Origin of the sequence: Chryseobacterium sp. GP-SGM7, from assembly GCF_049166575.1 — a bacterium.
Lineage (GTDB): Bacteria > Bacteroidota > Bacteroidia > Flavobacteriales > Weeksellaceae > Chryseobacterium.
This window is the reverse complement of record NZ_JBMHFF010000001.1, coordinates 1,225,790-1,242,207: the sequence shown is the minus strand read 5'-3', so window position 1 is coordinate 1,242,207 and position 16,418 is coordinate 1,225,790. Positions and strand designations below refer to the sequence as shown.

Here is a 16,418-nt window from a genome sequence, read left to right as displayed (position 1 = left end):
ATTTTTTAAAAAGATAAATTAATTCCCAATAGGTAATTACGTGTAGATGGATTATTAGCTCCTATAATCAGCTGACGGCTGTTATAAGGAAGGCTACTATTCACCGCCTGGTTCTGGTTACCATAAGAATTCGGTTCCGGATCCATACCAGATTCTTTGTGATAAGGTGAGAATAACACCACAGGATTAGTCACAGTGACATAAATTCTAAAACTACTCAACTTCAAATCGTCCAGAAACTCTTTCTTTACATTATACCCCAAAGTTATTGTTCTCAGTTTAAGATATGATCCGTCGAAATAAGCAAGTGTAGAACCATATCTTGGATTATCTCCATTCATCACACCTCCTGGCTTAGGATATCTTACATTAGGATTATCCACTGTCCAATAATCTACATCTACGTTATTTCCTCTTCCTGTTAATCTGTTAAGATAACCCGACGAACCGTAAATAGAACTAATTAAAACTCCACCATGTTGAAATGCGCCTACTGTACTCAGCTCAAAGTTTTTATACGCAAATCTCATATTAAAACCGCCCTGCCAATCCGGAGCTGTATCAATAATTTGTCTATCAGAAGGATTAATTGCTCTTACAGGAGAACCATCTGCATTGTAGCCTCCTGTGTAAAGGACTTTAATCATCCCCACATTACCACCTGGTTCTAATATATTGAGATATGGATCACCTTGCTGCCACAAACCAATATTTTGATAATCATATATAGCATTAATATTATGTCCTACAAACCAATTGTTAATTTCATCACGTGTAGTTCCTGAAGATAAGGCTAAGATCTGATTTCTGTTGGCATACCAGTTTATCCCTGCATCCCAGCTAAAGCCATCCGGGTTATTGATGATACTTCCGTTAAGTGAAACTTCCCAACCCTTATTTTCTATCTGTCCTATATTATTAGTTATACTTCCAATACCGCCTGACGGAGGTAAAATTGTTCCGGCTAAAACTTTTTCAGTTTTGGTTTTATAATATTCTACTGTTCCCGTAATTCTATTATTAAATAAGCCAAAATCAACTCCAAAGTTATTTGTTTTAGAATATTCCCAGCCTAAACCAGCATTTGGTGCAGATGATATATAAACTCCTGTTGTATTTGAAGATCCAAAATTATAAGGAGTTACCTGCAATGATCCGAGTGTAGTATAAGGATTAACCGCCTGATTGGATGTTTGTCCCCATCCATATCTTAGTTTAAACTGGTTGATAGCTTTAATGTTCTGCATAAAAGATTCATTAGCCAGATTCCAACCTAAAGATATTGCAGGATATGTATGCCATTTGTTACCTGGTGCCAAAACAGACGCACCATCTGCACGGAGTGTAGCCGTAATCATATATTTATTATCATAAGTATACATGGCACGCCCCATATAAGACAAAAGTCCTCTTTGTTGATAAATTTGGTCTTCAGGTTTTACGGATATATCAGCTTGTGGTGCCTGTCCCAAATTATAATATTGGAAAAAATCTGCAGGTACATTCTTAGCACTTATATAGCTACTGATATATCGATTTCCTTCTGCCGAATACAAAGCTACTGCATTAATTTTATGCTTTCCAAAGGTTCTGTCATAGGTCAATAAATTCTCTAAAGTCCAGTGATAAGTCTGGTTGTTCCCTTTTCCAGCACTTGAAGGTGCTGCTGCATTTACATTAAATACACCTACCCCAGCATAGTTTCCGCTATTTGAAGTGAGGTAATCTAATCCGACATTCAATCTGTATTTTAAACCTGTAATAGGCAGATTTACTTCTCCGTATATATTATTGTACGAAGAAAAACCTTTGCTTTCATCAACATATTTATCACCCAGATTTTCAAGTGTCTTCCTTATATAAATCCAAGATTGATCAACATTAGATGCAGTACTCATTGTTCTTTTAAGACTGCCATTCGGATTATAAGGATTGGCTAAAGGAGAGTAACCCAATGTTGGTGCTCCTGATACTCCATTTCCTTCAGATACGGTATAGTTTGTATTGGTTGTAAATCCGAATTTAAAACTTTTGCCAACCTGTTGATCCAAACCAATTCTTAAAGAAAACCTTTCATAATTTTGAATTGGGATTAGAGCATCTTGCTTAAAATAGGATAAACCTACATTATAATTACCTCCCTCTGATCCACCTGAAACCCCCACATCATGGCTTGTAATCATAGCTGGTTTATAATACAATTTTTGCCAGTCTGTATTGGTATCCAGTGTTTCATCTGTTCCTAATCCATAAATATTTCCAGCATCAATTCTAAGTTTAGCCAATTTAGGGCCGTCCATCATCGGATATTTTGAAAACAGCGTTTGAACTCCTGTAAATGAATTATAGTTGAATCTAGGTTTTTGTCCTTTTGAACCTCTGTTTGTTGTCACTAATATAACACCATTTGCTCCCCTTGATCCGTAAATTGCCGTTGCCGAAGCGTCTTTTAAGATATCTATACTTTTGATGTCATTAGAGCTAATGTCACCTAAAGATCCCACAAACGGAATACCATCTAAAACAATTAGAGGATCATTAGTTCCTGTTAAAGATCTCGCTCCTCGGATTCGGATCTGCATAGTCGCTCCTGGTTTTGATGAAGTCTGAGAAATATCAACTCCAGCAGTTCTTCCTTGAAGAGCCTGAGTAACGTTTGCAGAAGGCACTTCGCGAAGTACGTCTCCTTTTACTGTAGCAACAGATCCTGTAACGGCCTCTTTTCTCTGAGTACCATATCCGATCATCACAACTTCCTCAATTTTCTTTTCTTTCGCTGCTGTATCTTTTTTAACCTGAGAATAAGCCATGCCGCAAGGAAGTAGAGCCATTGCAAAAAACATTGCTGCTTTATTGCTTTTATTTAAATAAAAATGGTTCATAATTATTATATTGTTTTTAATATTAGGATAACAAAAATTAAATAATCATTTAAATTTTGTTTTTAGATATACATATTCACAATAGCTTCGAAAAGTTCCTGTTTACCGCTTTTTGGCATAGGCTCTCCTGATTCGTGGGCAATTTTCTGAAGATCCTGCAAAGTCAGTCTGCCTTCTTCAAAAGCTTTTCCATTTCCATTATCGAATGATGAATATCTTTCTGTTCTCAATTTGCTGTAATCCGAATTCTCAAGAATATCTGCTGCTACCAAAAGTCCTTTTGCAAAAGCATCCATACCCGCAACGTGAGCGATGAAAAGATCACCTGCATCTACAGAATTACGACGGATTTTCGCATCAAAATTCACACCTCCTGAACCTAAACCTCCATTTGGAAGAATCACCAACCAAGCCTGAGCCAGTTCAAAATAATCGATTGGGAACTGGTCTGTATCCCATCCGTTTTGGTAATCTCCTCTGTTTGCATCAATGCTTCCTAACATTCCTGCATCTACAGCTGCCTGAAGCTCGTGCTCGAAAGTATGTCCTGCCAAAGTTGCGTGGTTTACTTCAAGGTTTAATTTGAAATCTTTGTCTAAACCGTGGCTTTTTAAGAATCCTATTACGGTTTCTGCATCATAATCGTATTGATGTTTTGTAGGCTCCATCGGTTTTGGTTCGATAAGGAAAGTTCCCTGGAAACCCTGGCTTCTTGCATAATCACGAGACATTGTAAGGAAGCGGGCAAGGTGTTCTTTCTCACGTTTCATATCCGTGTTCAAAAGACTCATATAACCTTCTCTTCCGCCCCAGAAAACGTAGTTTTCTCCACCAAGAGCAATTGTTGCATCGATAGAATTCTTAACCTGAGTTCCTGCGCAAGCTACCACATCAAAGTTTGGATTGGTAGAAGCTCCGTTCATGTATCTTTCATGTGTGAAAACATTAGCTGTTCCCCAAAGTAATTTAATTCCTGTTTCTGATTGTTTTTCTTTAGCATAATCCACCACAGCCTGAAGATTTTTTTCATAATCTCTCCAGTTGTCTGCAGGGTCTACCAAATCGATGTCATGAAAACAGTAATAGCCAAATCCCATTTTTTGCATAAACTCAAATCCGGCGTCCATTTTATATTTGGCTTTAGAAACTGCATCAGTTCCCTTGCTCCAAGGATGGTGAATGGTAGGTACTCCAAATGGATCGCTCCCGTCTGCGCATAGTGTATGCCACCAAGCCATTGCAAAACGCATCCATTCTTTCATTGGTTTTCCCATCACAACCTGATCTGCATCATAATAGCGAAATGCCAAAGGATTTCTACTCTCTCTGCCTTCAAATCTGATTTGATCTACCCCTGGAAAAAATGCTTTTGCTTCTTTTGAAATGTTCATATTATTTAATTTATTTTTAATTATTAATTTTAATTTTAAGTTGTAGAATTCCTTCCCTACTGATTTTTTGAGTCAGCAAGTGAATGAAAATTCGGTATGTTTTTTTTGATTAAATTATTTCTTTGAGATGATCCTGCCACCTCTCATAGGATTCGAGATATTGTTCTCTTTTCTCGTGTTCTGGTTCTATAACAGCTAATTTTTCTAATGAAGAAAAAGCTTCTTTGGAATCTGTATAAAAACCGATTCCCATTCCTGCAGCTCTTGCGGCACCAACTGCTCCATCTGTATCAAACAGTTCAATCGTTGCATTGCTTACACTCGCCAATGATTGGCGGAAGATGGAACTTAAAAACATATTGGCATTCCCGGCACGGATGACATTAATTTCCATTCCCATATCTCTCATAATATTCATCCCATATTCATAAGAAAAAACGATGGCTTCCTGTGCAGCGCGAAGAACATCACCTTTTGAATGAATATTAAAATTAATTCCGTGGATAGAACATCTTGTATCTTTATTTTCTAAAACCCTTTCGGCACCGTTTCCAAATGGAATAATACTTAAACCTTTAGAACCAATCGGAGAAAGTGAAGCCAACTCATTCATATCACCATAAGATGATAATGAGGTTGCAAAATTGTGTTTCAACCAGGAGTTAAGAATTCCGGTTCCGTTGATGCAAAGCAAAACACCCAATCTCATTTGCTCCTCAGTATGATTTACATGGGCAAAAGTGTTTACTCTTGATCGTTTATCATAATCCAGCTGATCCAAAACGCCGTAAACAACGCCCGAAGTTCCTGCTGTAGAAGCAATTTCTCCCGGATTGAAAACATTAAGTGATAATGCATTATTCGGTTGGTCTCCTGCTCTGTACGAAATTGGAGTTCCTTCTTTCAATCCTAATTCTTCTGCTGCAGAAGCGGAAACTGTAGACTGAATACCAAATGTTGGTACGATCTCTGGAAAAAAACTTTTCGGAATTCCGTAATAATTAATAACATCTTCTGAGATGCAATGGTTTTTAAAATCCCAGAAAATTCCTTCAGAAAGTCCTTCTACAGTAATCCCAATCTCACCGGAAAGTTTCATTGCGATATAATCTCCAGGCAGCATTATTTTATCAATTTTATCAAAAAGCTCTGGCTCGTTTTCTTTTACCCAAGCTAATTTTGAAGCGGTAAAATTCCCGGGAGAGTTTAAAAGATGAGATAAACATTTTTCTTCACCAATTTCTTTAAAGGCTTTTTCGCCGTAAGGAACAGCACGGCTATCACACCAGATGATCGACGGACGGAGAACATTCTGGTCTTTATCAACCAAAATCAATCCGTGCATCTGCCATGTAATCCCGATTCCCTTGATATCTTCCGGCTCAATATTTGCATGAGACATCACAGACTGATGTGCCAATTTAAGATTAGTCCACCAATCGGAAGGATTTTGTTCTGCCCATCCCGGCTGTTCCGCAAAGATCTTCATCTCTTTTTTCGGAGAAAAATCAGATGCTATCACTTTGCCGCTGGATGCCTCAATAAGACAAACTTTTACAGATGAACTGCCGATATCGAATCCTAATAAATACATTTTATTCTGAGGCTTATTTTATTTGATTAATTTATTTTGAGTTTTCTTGTAGATTTTCGGATCGAACTTATAATATCTTGCTGCACGATGCGATACATTGGTTTCTATCTCGTCTAACGGAATGATATAACTGAATGATGAGATTTTTTTATGAAAATTCTTAATGTCGATTTTCTTTTCACTCAAAGCGTTATATAGCTGATATAATTGTCTTATGGTGAATTTTTTTGGTAAGAGCACAAAAATGATAGAAAAATCAGAATCAATCCACTTTCGTATTTCTATTAAAGATTCGTCAATAATTTTGTTGTGGTCAAATGGTAATTGCGGAACTTTGTCTATCGGATGCCAATCTACAGTATCATATTTTGTACTGTTGATTTTATGATCAATACGGCATAATGATAAATAAGCTACAGTAATAATTCTGTCTATATTATGCTTGTACTCTTCACCCATCCATCTGATGTCATTCTGATTGCTTGCGCGCTTTGGATCTGCAAAACATTTAAACTGTTTCAGAACCATTTTTTTTATTCCTGTCAGTTCCAAAAGAACGCGGTTTGCTGCATCATCTACATCCTCATCACTGAAGATAAGACTGCCTGGTAATTTCTTCTGCTGCTCCACAGGAATATCTTCTACGTGGCGTTGCACCAGGAGAATGTTAAGCTTATTCTCAAGATCAAAACCAAAGACTACACAGTCTACAGATAAATAAGTATGAATAAAATTTGGATTCATTTGCCCGTTAACATTTACGTAACATCACAAATATAAAAATACAATTGATATAAAAAAATAAATTTTCAACTACTTGCTATATATCAACACTTTACATATCTATTTTTAATGATAAGATTTATATCAATTATATGATAAGCTTATCATAATTATAATGATATAATTTTTAAAACTACTAGTAAACAAAGAATTAGAATCGCATAAGATCGTAAACGAACATTATGGAATTTAAGATAAATTATGATAAGAAATATTCAAAATAAATCTCATTTTTTTTTAAATAACTGAAAAAATGAGATAAAAAACATCAAAAAATGTAATTTTAACACTTAATATTTTACCAAATAGTGATGCCTATGTTCACTTTTTCACTTCAATGATAAAAAATCATCAATTTTCAAAAAATTCTGAATGTTTTTATATTTTGATTTTCAAATTATCAAATTCGATAAACAACTGTATCAAGAGTAGAGTATAAACTGGCAGAATTTTAATGATTTTAATCGCGATAGAAATTTATCAATTCAAATAATAAAACTAAAGGTACTTCCCTCATCTGTCTTGCTGTCTACAGATATACTTCCTCCTTGCGCTTCAATAAACTCTTTACTGATGCTTAAGCCTAATCCTGTACCTTCAGCCTGAGTTCCGGGAATGCGAAAATATCTTGTAAATATTTGGGACAAATACTTTTCTTCAATTCCACAACCTTGATCTTTTACCGAAAATTTCACAGAATTATTTTCTGTCTTTTCTACTTCAATATCTACGTTTGAGTGATCAGAAGAATATCGAATGGCATTGGAAACAAGATTATTAAGAATCCACACTATTTTTTCTTCATCAGCATTTAGAATTAAAATTTCAGGATTAATTCGGGTATTGATGGATATCTGCTTTTTATCAGCGGCAGATTTATTGGTATTTATTACTTCCTGAATCATTGAATTTACCTTAAACGGATGAATATTGAGCTGGGTAACTCCAGTTTCCAATTGTGCCAAATTCAGAAGTTCACCGGTAATTTTCAGCAATCTTAAAGCATCATCACTGATTCCTTTTATAAGTTTCTGCTGTTCTTCATTCAGACTGCCAATTTTTTTATTTTCTAAAAGCTGTAATCCCATTTGTATGGATGAAATTGGTGTTTTAAATTCATGCGATACAGTACCGATAAAATGAGTTTTAGCAATATCAAGCTCTTTAAATGGTGTAATATTTCTCAGCATAATTACCTGACCTATAAAACGGCTTTCCTCTTCTCCTGTGGGAACTACATTTATGTCAACAATATCTTTCTCGAAATAATTTTCTTTTCCTTCCACAAATATTTTCAGAGATTCAGAACTATTGCTTTTCAAATCAGGATTGATAATTTCTTTAATTAAATTTCTTACAAGATCATTGGTTACAGCAATATCCTGAATTTGCTGACCAACAAAGCTGCTTCTTTTCAGACCGGAAATTTTTAAAGCTTCATCATTTACAAACAGTACTTTCCGGTTTTCATCAATACCAATCACGGCATCATGAAGATTGTCGATTAATGTTTCTATACGTTTTTTACCTTTCAGAATTTTATCTATTCTGCTTTCGGAATATTCCTGAAGCTTTTCAGCCATTGTGTTGAAAGATCGGGCCAATTCACCAAATTCACTATTTTCTTCAAATCTTACTCGATGCCTGTAATTTTGATTGGCAATCTGATGAATACTTGAAGTAAGCTCCCGTATCGGATTGGCAATATTTGCCGGTAAATTGACCATCAAAATAAATGCTACCAAAAAACATAAAATTCCGACTACCGAGATTACAGCAATAGCATCTTCAGAAGTCGAATTGGCAATACTGCTTTTGAGCTGAATGGCAGTCATATTAAGCTGCATTAATCCTGTAATGTCTTTGCGAATTAATGACTGGAGATACAGATTGCTTTTTCCTTTTCTTAATTCTGAAAAATGTTCCTGAATGCTTCGTGTAGTTTCTTTCTCACCTGCTTCCGTAATATTTTTCGATTGCAGATCGAGGTTTTTCTGAAATTCATGTACAGAATTAGGATCTGAATCGATATCTTCCAGAGCCAAAAGCATATTTCGTGAATATTGCAAAGTATTGTAATTGGCAACAAGGATATTCTGGGTATCTTTTTTGAGCTGATAAATAAACCATCCGCTTAAAACAGACAGAATAATAATCATCAGAAACAGCAGCCCGACTCCCGCGTTAAGTTTGGTTTTTATTTTCATCACGACAAAATTACTAAATCTACGTTTTGCTTTGAAAGTCTTTTTAATAATGAATTGAAAGTATCTGTTGCCCAGATAATTCTCCAGAGATCCAGATGCGGTTTGCCGATGCAGACCGTTGTTATATTTCTTTCTTCACACTGCTCCATTATCGAGAGCGCAATATTTTTATTTTCAACTTTAATAATTTCTGCGCCGAGCTCAGTAGCCAGTTTAAAATTATTGATTAAATGCCTCTGTTTACTCAGAATAATTCTGTCTGAAGATTCCCGAGGAACCTGAACATACAAAAGAAACCACTGACTGTTGTAATAATTTGCCAGTCTCGCAGTTTTCCGGATCACATTTTTAGCTGTTTTTTCATTGGAACTTATGCAGGCCAGAAATCTTTCTTTTTTTAGACTTTTCCCAATGGTGATTTCGGCTTCCACTTTTCGGGTAACCTGTGATGCCACTTCTTTTAAAGCCAATTCACGAAGCTGAAGAATATTATCATTTTTAAAAAAATTACTTAAAGCAGACTGAATCTTACTGCTGTCATAAATTTTTCCCTGCTTTAGTCTGCTGATGAGTTCATCTGCGGTAAGGTCAATATTTACAACCTCATCTGCGACGGAAAGTATGGTATCTGGAATTCTTTCGGTAACCTCTATCCCGGTAACAGATTTTACTTCCTCATTCAGACTTTCGATATGCTGAATATTGACTGCACTGATTACATTGATACCGGCTTCCAGAATATCCATCACATCCTGCCATCTTTTTTTGTTTTTGCTACCTTCTATATTGGTGTGGGCAAGTTCATCAATAATAACGATTTCCGGGCGTAAAACAAGAATCGCAGGAACATCCAGCTCTTCCAGTTCCTTTCCTTTATAAAACAATTTTCTTCTCGGAATAATCGGTAATCCATCCAGCAAGCTATGGGTTTCTTTTCTGTTATGAGTTTCAATATAACCAATTTTCACATCAATTCCGTTTTGAAGGAGAATATGTGCTTCCTGAAGCATTCTGTAGGTTTTGCCGACACCGGCGCTCATTCCGATGTAGATTTTCAGCTTTCCACGTTTGGATGTGTTGATGAGATGTAAAAAATCTTCTGCTGATTTTCTGGATTCCTCCATTGGTTTGTTTTTTTAAAGTTAAAATTTCCCTGCAATACCAATACAGGGAAATTAAGTTTTATATGAATTTAAAATGAAACAGCTAAAGCCGTTACTGCAGTCAGGCTGTTGGTATTAAATACATTATTTCTGTTAATAAAAATGGCATCTTTACTGTTGAGATTACGAATTTCTGTACGCCAGACAAGATTGGGTAAAATATAATAATCTGCATTAAAAGAATACCCAAAAGTTCTGAAATCATTTTCTGTACCTGTATAAATAATAACGCCTTTCTCATCCTGATAGTACTCTCCTCTCGCTGTAAGACTAAATTTATCGGTAAGATTGTATTTCAGCAATAAAACCGGAGTATACCAAATATTGTAATCTTTACTTCCTTTCATTTTTTGTTCAGCACCTGCATCAAAACCTGCCGTAATCCCTATTTTTTTATTGATCTGGTAAATTCCGTACAAATTATGGAAGTACCGCATCTGTCTGATAGAATCCAGTTTATCATTTCCAATAAAAGATCCACTGTTCAGAGTCAGTTTTTCATTGGGTTTAAATGTGATCTGATGACCAAAAGCAGGAGTAAAATTACCGTTAACTCGTTGAATTCTTTGCCAACCGTTCAAAACCAACGCACTTAAAAACCATTTTCCGGTTTCGGAAGTATAAGATATTTTAGCACCGGTTTCAAAATAGGGCGAATTGTCTGCGAAGAGACTTCTGCTCAATGTCCAGTTATCTTTTCCGACAGCACTTTCAAAACCAAGATGTGAAGGAAAAATACCGGCATCAATCCACAGATTATGATTTTTGGATAATTTTAAACCTACATTGGCTTCATAAATATTTTTCATAACGCCTTGCTCGGCTGCATAATTGGCATTCATATAGGTTCCTGCTGCCAAAGCCAGATTAGCACGAAGATTTTCGGTATTGTATCCGGCTTTAATGAATGCTAAATTGACATTCACTTCATTATTTCTGTTGTGACTGTAGACAAATCCCGGTCTGTTGTTGCTTTTTGGATTATTAAAATCTGCCTGATAATAGACTTCGGCATATCCGCTAATCGAAAGAGGTTTCTTAATGGAGTCGTTTTGAGCATACATATTTGTAACCCCGCATAAGGCAAGCAAAACAAAAGCTATTCTATTCATAAAGTATGATTTAAATTTTGAATATCCTTTTAGAAGGAATTTTTTAAATTGTTTTCAAAAATTGATGAGAAATTATTTTCCTGATAGATCGTCCAAAGCAATATTAAGCTTAAGAACATTTATTTTTTCAGGTCCGAAAAGTCCTAGAAATGGTTGTTCAGTATTCGCAACAATCAGCTGATTGATTTTATCCACTGAGATCTTACGGTTCTGAGCTATTCTTTTAGCCTGAACTTTTGCTGCCTGTACAGAAAAATCAGGATCAAGACCACTCCCACTTGCTGTTATAAGATCTACGGGAATTTCAGACTTTGCAACACCCGGATTTTTCATTAGAAACGTATCAATCCGTGCTTGAACCTGCTGAAGATATTCTTTATTGGAAGCCCCTTTATTGCTACCTCCCGAACCTGCTGCATTGTAATCAACCGCAGAAGGACGCGACCAAAAGTATTGATCTTGTTTGAAAGACTGCCCGATGTTGGAATAATAGATATGGTTATTGTGTTTGATGATTTCTCCTTTTCCGTTATTGGGTGAAACCTGGGCGATTGCCCAAATAATAGCCGGATAAACTACTGTAAGAAGAACAATTGATAAAATGGTAAGTTTAATGGCAGGTAAAATATGTTTTTTCATGATGAAATTTATTTAATGAAACTGCAAAAAGAATGTAAAAAATAAGTGTAACTGTAATTTGGATATAAAATCTTTTTGCCGTGCCTTTTGAATTTTAAAAAAATAAGGAAACGATAAGATCAATGATTTTAATTCCGATAAAAGGAATCACTACTCCCCCTAATCCGAAGATCAGTAAATTGCGTCGCAGTAAAGCTGAAGCACCAATCGGCTTGTATGCAACTCCTTTTAAAGCCAAAGGAATCAACATCGGGATGATAATCGCATTGAAGATGACCGCTGATAAAATGGCACTTTCCGGACTGTGAAGTTTCATAATGTTTAAACCCTGCAAAGCTGGAATTGCCGTTATAAATAAAGCAGGAATAATCGCAAAATATTTTGCCACATCATTCGCAATACTGAATGTTGTAAGCGTTCCTCTCGTCATTAATAATTGCTTTCCGATTTCTACTACTTCGATCAGTTTGGTAGGATCATTATCCAGGTCAACCATATTTCCGGCTTCTTTTGCTGCCTGAGTTCCGCTGTTCATTGCAACGCCTACATCAGCCTGAGCCAATGCCGGAGCATCGTTGGTACCGTCTCCCATCATAGCAACCAATCTTCCATCCTGCTGCTCTTTTTTGATGTAGTTCATCTTATCTTCCGGTTTAGCTTCCGCAATAAAATCATCTACCCCTGCTTTTTCTGCAATAAATTTGGCAGTCAGAGGATTATCACCTGTTACCATCACCGTCTTAATACCCATTTTTCTGAGTCTCTCAAAACGTTCGCTGATTCCGGGTTTAATAATATCCTGAAGTTCAATAACGCCTAAAACTTTCTCATTTTCTGATACCACCAAAGGAGTTCCTCCGTTTTGAGAGATTTCTTTTACTTTTTCTGCAGTTTCTTCAGGAAAACGGTTTCCGGCATCGATTACAATTTTTTTAATGGCATCGGTTGCGCCTTTTCGTATACGAATTCCTTCATAATCGATCCCTGAACTTCTGGTTTCGGCGGTAAATTTTATATAAACTGGATCTGTAATCTGAAAACCTAAAGGATTGATTCCCGCCAATTCAACAATTGATTTTCCTTCCGGAGTTTCGTCGGACATTGAACTTAAAACAGCCGCTTTTATCAATTGATTTTCATCTACATTATTTGCAGAATAAAAATGAGTAGCTTTACGGTTTCCTATGGTAATAGTTCCTGTTTTATCTAAAAGTAAAACGTCGATATCTCCCGCAGTTTCTACCGCTCTTCCACTTTTTGTAATAACATTTGCTCTTAGAGCTCTGTCCATTCCCGCAATACCGATTGCCGATAAAAGTCCGCCGATTGTAGTAGGAATAAGACAAACGAAAAGAGAAATAAATGATGCAATGGTGATGGTTACATTAGAATATTCTGCAAATGGTTTTAATGTAACACAAACAATGATAAATACTAAGGTAAAACCTGCAAGCAAAATCGTTAATGCAATTTCGTTGGGTGTTTTCTGGCGTGAAGCACCTTCTACCAAAGCAATCATTTTATCTAGAAAACTTTCACCAGGCTGTGTAGTAACCTGAACTATTATTTTATCTGACAAAACTTTCGTTCCTCCTGTAACGGAACTTTTATCTCCACCGGATTCTCTGATTACCGGAGCAGATTCTCCTGTAATGGCACTTTCGTCAATTGTTGCCAAACCTTCGATAATTTCGCCGTCTGAAGGAATAATATCTCCTGCTTCACAAACAAAAATATCTCCTTTATTAAGTTTTGCGGATGAAATAACTTGTCCGTCACGAAGTTTTGCAGGAGTTTCTTCTCTGGTTTTTCGAAGACTGTCTGCCTGCGCTTTTCCTCTGGCTTCTGCAATGGCTTCTGCAAAATTTCCGAATAAAACGGTCAATAGCAAGATAATGAAAACCACAAAGTTATAAGAAAAGCTTCCTTGTGATTTTTCACCGTTCAAAGTCCAGATACTCACAAAAAGCATCACTAAAGTTCCCAGCCAGACCAAAAACATCACCGGGTTTTTTATCATCAATTTAGGATCCAGCTTAAAAAAAGATTGTTTCAAAGCTTCTAAAACCAATTCTTTTTGAAATAATGATTTATTATTCATTTTAATTTCTTTATCTAATTTATTTCATTGAAAAATATTCGGCGATCGGGCCTAAAGCAAGAGCCGGGAAAAATGAAAGGGCAGCGATGATAGCAATAACAGCAAAAGTCATCAGTCCGAAAGTAGAAGTATCTGTTTTTAAAGTACCTTCACCTTCCGGAATGTATTTTTTCTGAGCCAATAAACCTGCAATCGCAACAGGGCCGATAATAGGAATGAATCTTCCTAAAATGAGTACAATTCCTGTGGAAATATTCCAGAACATATTGTTATCGCCCAAACCTTCAAATCCGCTTCCATTGTTGGCCGCTGAAGAAGTATATTCATACAGAACTTCACTGAAACCATGGAAACCCGGATTATTTAAAGTAGAAGTTCCCACTTCCGGAAAGGCAGTAGCAATTGCAGTTCCCACAAGAATAAGAAACGGATGAAATAATGCTACAATCATGGCAATTTTCATTTCCCGGGCTTCAATTTTTTTACCTAAAAACTCAGGAGTTCTTCCCACCATTAATCCGCTTATAAATACAGCCAGAATGATGTAGATGAAAATATTAAGAATTCCTGCACCGTCGCCTCCGTAAAATGCATTAACCATCATGGCCAACATTTGCGTCATTCCGGAAAGTGGCATCGCACTGTCATGCATCGAATTGACGGATCCCGTAGAAATTACTGTTGTTACAATACTCCAAAAACCTGAAGCTGCAGCACCGAATCGTATTTCTTTACCTTCCATTGCACCGAGAGAATTATTAATTCCCATTTGACTAATGGCAGGATTTCCATTGATTTCCATAATAATCGTCGGAACGGCAAGCAACAAAAATCCTACAGTCATTACTCCGAAAATCATGTACCCGAATTTTTTTCTTCTTATAAAATATCCGAAAGCAAAAACCATTGCCATAGGAATAATAAACTGGGCAAACATTTCTACCATATTCGTAAAATAATTCGGATTTTCTAATGGATGGGTACTATTAGCTCCAAAAAAACCTCCACCGTTGGTCCCAACATGTTTAATGGGTACAAAAGCAGCAACAGGACCTGTAGAAACTTCTACATTTTTTCCTTCCAGGGTTACCATTTTATCTTTTCCGCTGAAAGTCATTGGCATTCCCTGGAAAACCATTACCACACCCATAATTATTGAAATAGGTAATAAAATTCTTGTCATGGATTTTAATAAATACTCATAGAAATTTCCTAATTTTTCGGTCGATTTTTCTCGGAAAGCCTTAAAAATGACGATTGATGCGGCCATTCCGGTTGCCGCAGAGACAAACTGCAAAAACATCAGCCAGATCTGACCTAAATAACTCATTCCGGTTTCCCCTGAATAATGTTGAAGATTACAGTTGACTAAAAATGAAATCGAGGTATTGAAAGCCAGATCCGGCGACATATCAGGATTTCCGTCTGGATTGAGCGGAAGCCAGCTCATATTCATTAAAACCAGCATACTCATGAAAAACCAAAGAAAGTTAATGGTTAAAAGTGCCATTAAATGTTGTTTCCAGTTCATTTCATGAGCAGAATCAATGCCGGATAATTTATAAAAAAATCGTTCTAAGGGATTGAAAACAGGATCCAGAAAAGTCTTTTCATTCGAATAAACTTTTGCGATGTATTTCCCTAAAGGTATGGCCAAAAGCAACGTTACTAAAAACATTGCGATAACGCCTAAAATTTCAGTGTTCATAGTTTTTTAATGAATTAATTCAAATTCTTTTACAGTAATAATCAAATACATAAAAGCAATAATGACAGAGATCCAGAAGAACAAAGTCCCCCAATCTTTTAAACTATTAATCGTCTTATTTTTCATTTTTATTTTTGATTAAAATTTTTCCGGTTTTACAAGTACATAGCACATATAAAGAAATACGGCGATTGCTGTGATAAATAATAAAGTCATATCTAATGTTTTAAATTTTGTCAAAATATTCTACCAACGCAAAGAATAGAAGGAAGAAAATTATACCTGTAGCTAATAAGATAATAGTCGTTATCATTTTCAATTATTGTATGATTGCTGCTGCGACAAATACACCGAGAATCACAGCGATATTAATGGTTACGATTTCAAGATTGTGCTTTTCACGAATGGCACTCCATTCTTTCCAGCTTCCGATTTTTCTGATTTTTGATTTCATATTTTTAAAATTTAAATACCTGATTTATAAATCTGATGCAAATAATTATTCTGAAGACTTAATGACATTTTATTAAAAATCATTTTCTTATAAGCCGGCTCACAGCAAAACGTAAAACTGTCTAATGAATAAATGAAGATATTTTCGATAGCGCTTTTCAAAGCCTGATCGCCTTTGCTATACAGTGTATTCATCTTCTGAATAGACTTTAAAAGAATTTTCTGATCGTTGTCTTTAATGAGTTTTTTAATTTGTTTGCTGAAGACACTAATCACCATAAATGATGAATTGGTCTTGTAAGATTCCTTAAATTCTTCTTCTGTTTCCGGAATGATCTTGATGATCTCTGTAACGGCTTCTGTATGATTCATTTGAAATTATTTT

Annotated in this window: 13 protein-coding genes; all 13 read right to left on the bottom strand. The window is 35.8% G+C overall.

What is annotated here, in order from left to right:
• Positions 1 to 5 precede the first annotated feature (5 nt).
• On the bottom strand, positions 6 to 2,882 hold the full coding sequence (locus tag ACOOWA_RS05445; protein WP_421373771.1) for a SusC/RagA family TonB-linked outer membrane protein: 2,877 nt from the start codon (positions 2,880 to 2,882) through the stop codon (positions 6 to 8).
• Positions 2,883 to 2,944: 62 nt separating this feature from the next.
• Positions 2,945 to 4,273 carry a xylose isomerase gene (gene xylA / locus ACOOWA_RS05440; RefSeq protein ID WP_421373770.1) on the bottom strand — a complete coding sequence of 443 codons (1,329 nt, stop codon included), beginning with the start codon at positions 4,271 to 4,273 and terminating at the stop codon, positions 2,945 to 2,947.
• A 109-nt stretch (positions 4,274 to 4,382) separates the two neighbouring features.
• Entirely contained in the window at positions 4,383 to 5,867 is a 1,485-nt protein-coding gene (locus tag ACOOWA_RS05435) for a xylulokinase (RefSeq protein ID WP_421373769.1), read from the bottom strand.
• A gap of 18 nt (positions 5,868 to 5,885) precedes the next feature.
• The gene (locus ACOOWA_RS05430; protein ID WP_421373768.1) at positions 5,886 to 6,611 is read right to left on the bottom strand and encodes an NUDIX hydrolase; all 726 of its coding nucleotides are present in this window, start codon (positions 6,609 to 6,611) and stop codon (positions 5,886 to 5,888) included.
• Between the two features lie 524 nt (positions 6,612 to 7,135).
• Positions 7,136 to 8,857, bottom strand: a complete 1,722-nt coding sequence (locus ACOOWA_RS05425) for an ATP-binding protein (protein WP_421373767.1) — start codon at positions 8,855 to 8,857, stop codon at positions 7,136 to 7,138.
• Positions 8,857 to 9,981 carry a sensor protein KdpD gene (locus ACOOWA_RS05420; RefSeq protein WP_421373766.1) on the bottom strand — a complete coding sequence of 375 codons (1,125 nt, stop codon included), beginning with the start codon at positions 9,979 to 9,981 and terminating at the stop codon, positions 8,857 to 8,859. The genes ACOOWA_RS05425 and ACOOWA_RS05420 overlap by 1 nt, the downstream gene beginning before the upstream one ends.
• Positions 9,982 to 10,049: 68 nt before the next feature.
• Entirely contained in the window at positions 10,050 to 11,132 is a 1,083-nt protein-coding gene (locus ACOOWA_RS05415; protein ID WP_421373765.1) for a porin, read from the bottom strand.
• A 72-nt stretch (positions 11,133 to 11,204) separates the two neighbouring features.
• Positions 11,205 to 11,771 (bottom strand): K(+)-transporting ATPase subunit C, encoded by a 567-nt coding sequence (locus ACOOWA_RS05410; protein WP_421373763.1) that lies wholly within the window; start codon positions 11,769 to 11,771, stop codon positions 11,205 to 11,207.
• 94 nt (positions 11,772 to 11,865) lie between these two features.
• On the bottom strand, positions 11,866 to 13,872 hold the full coding sequence (gene kdpB / locus ACOOWA_RS05405; RefSeq protein WP_421373762.1) for a potassium-transporting ATPase subunit KdpB: 2,007 nt from the start codon (positions 13,870 to 13,872) through the stop codon (positions 11,866 to 11,868).
• A 19-nt stretch (positions 13,873 to 13,891) separates the two neighbouring features.
• Positions 13,892 to 15,580, bottom strand: a complete 1,689-nt coding sequence (kdpA, locus tag ACOOWA_RS05400) for a potassium-transporting ATPase subunit KdpA (RefSeq protein ID WP_421373761.1) — start codon at positions 15,578 to 15,580, stop codon at positions 13,892 to 13,894.
• A 138-nt stretch (positions 15,581 to 15,718) separates the two neighbouring features.
• Positions 15,719 to 15,796 (bottom strand): potassium-transporting ATPase subunit F, encoded by a 78-nt coding sequence (locus ACOOWA_RS05395; protein ID WP_421374654.1) that lies wholly within the window; start codon positions 15,794 to 15,796, stop codon positions 15,719 to 15,721.
• A 103-nt stretch (positions 15,797 to 15,899) separates the two neighbouring features.
• Positions 15,900 to 16,034, bottom strand: coding sequence for a hypothetical protein (locus ACOOWA_RS05390; RefSeq protein ID WP_421373760.1), 135 nt, complete (start codon positions 16,032 to 16,034; stop codon positions 15,900 to 15,902).
• A gap of 11 nt (positions 16,035 to 16,045) precedes the next feature.
• Positions 16,046 to 16,405, bottom strand: coding sequence for a DUF7674 family protein (locus ACOOWA_RS05385; RefSeq protein WP_421373759.1), 360 nt, complete (start codon positions 16,403 to 16,405; stop codon positions 16,046 to 16,048).
• Between the last annotated feature and the right edge of the window lie 13 nt (positions 16,406 to 16,418).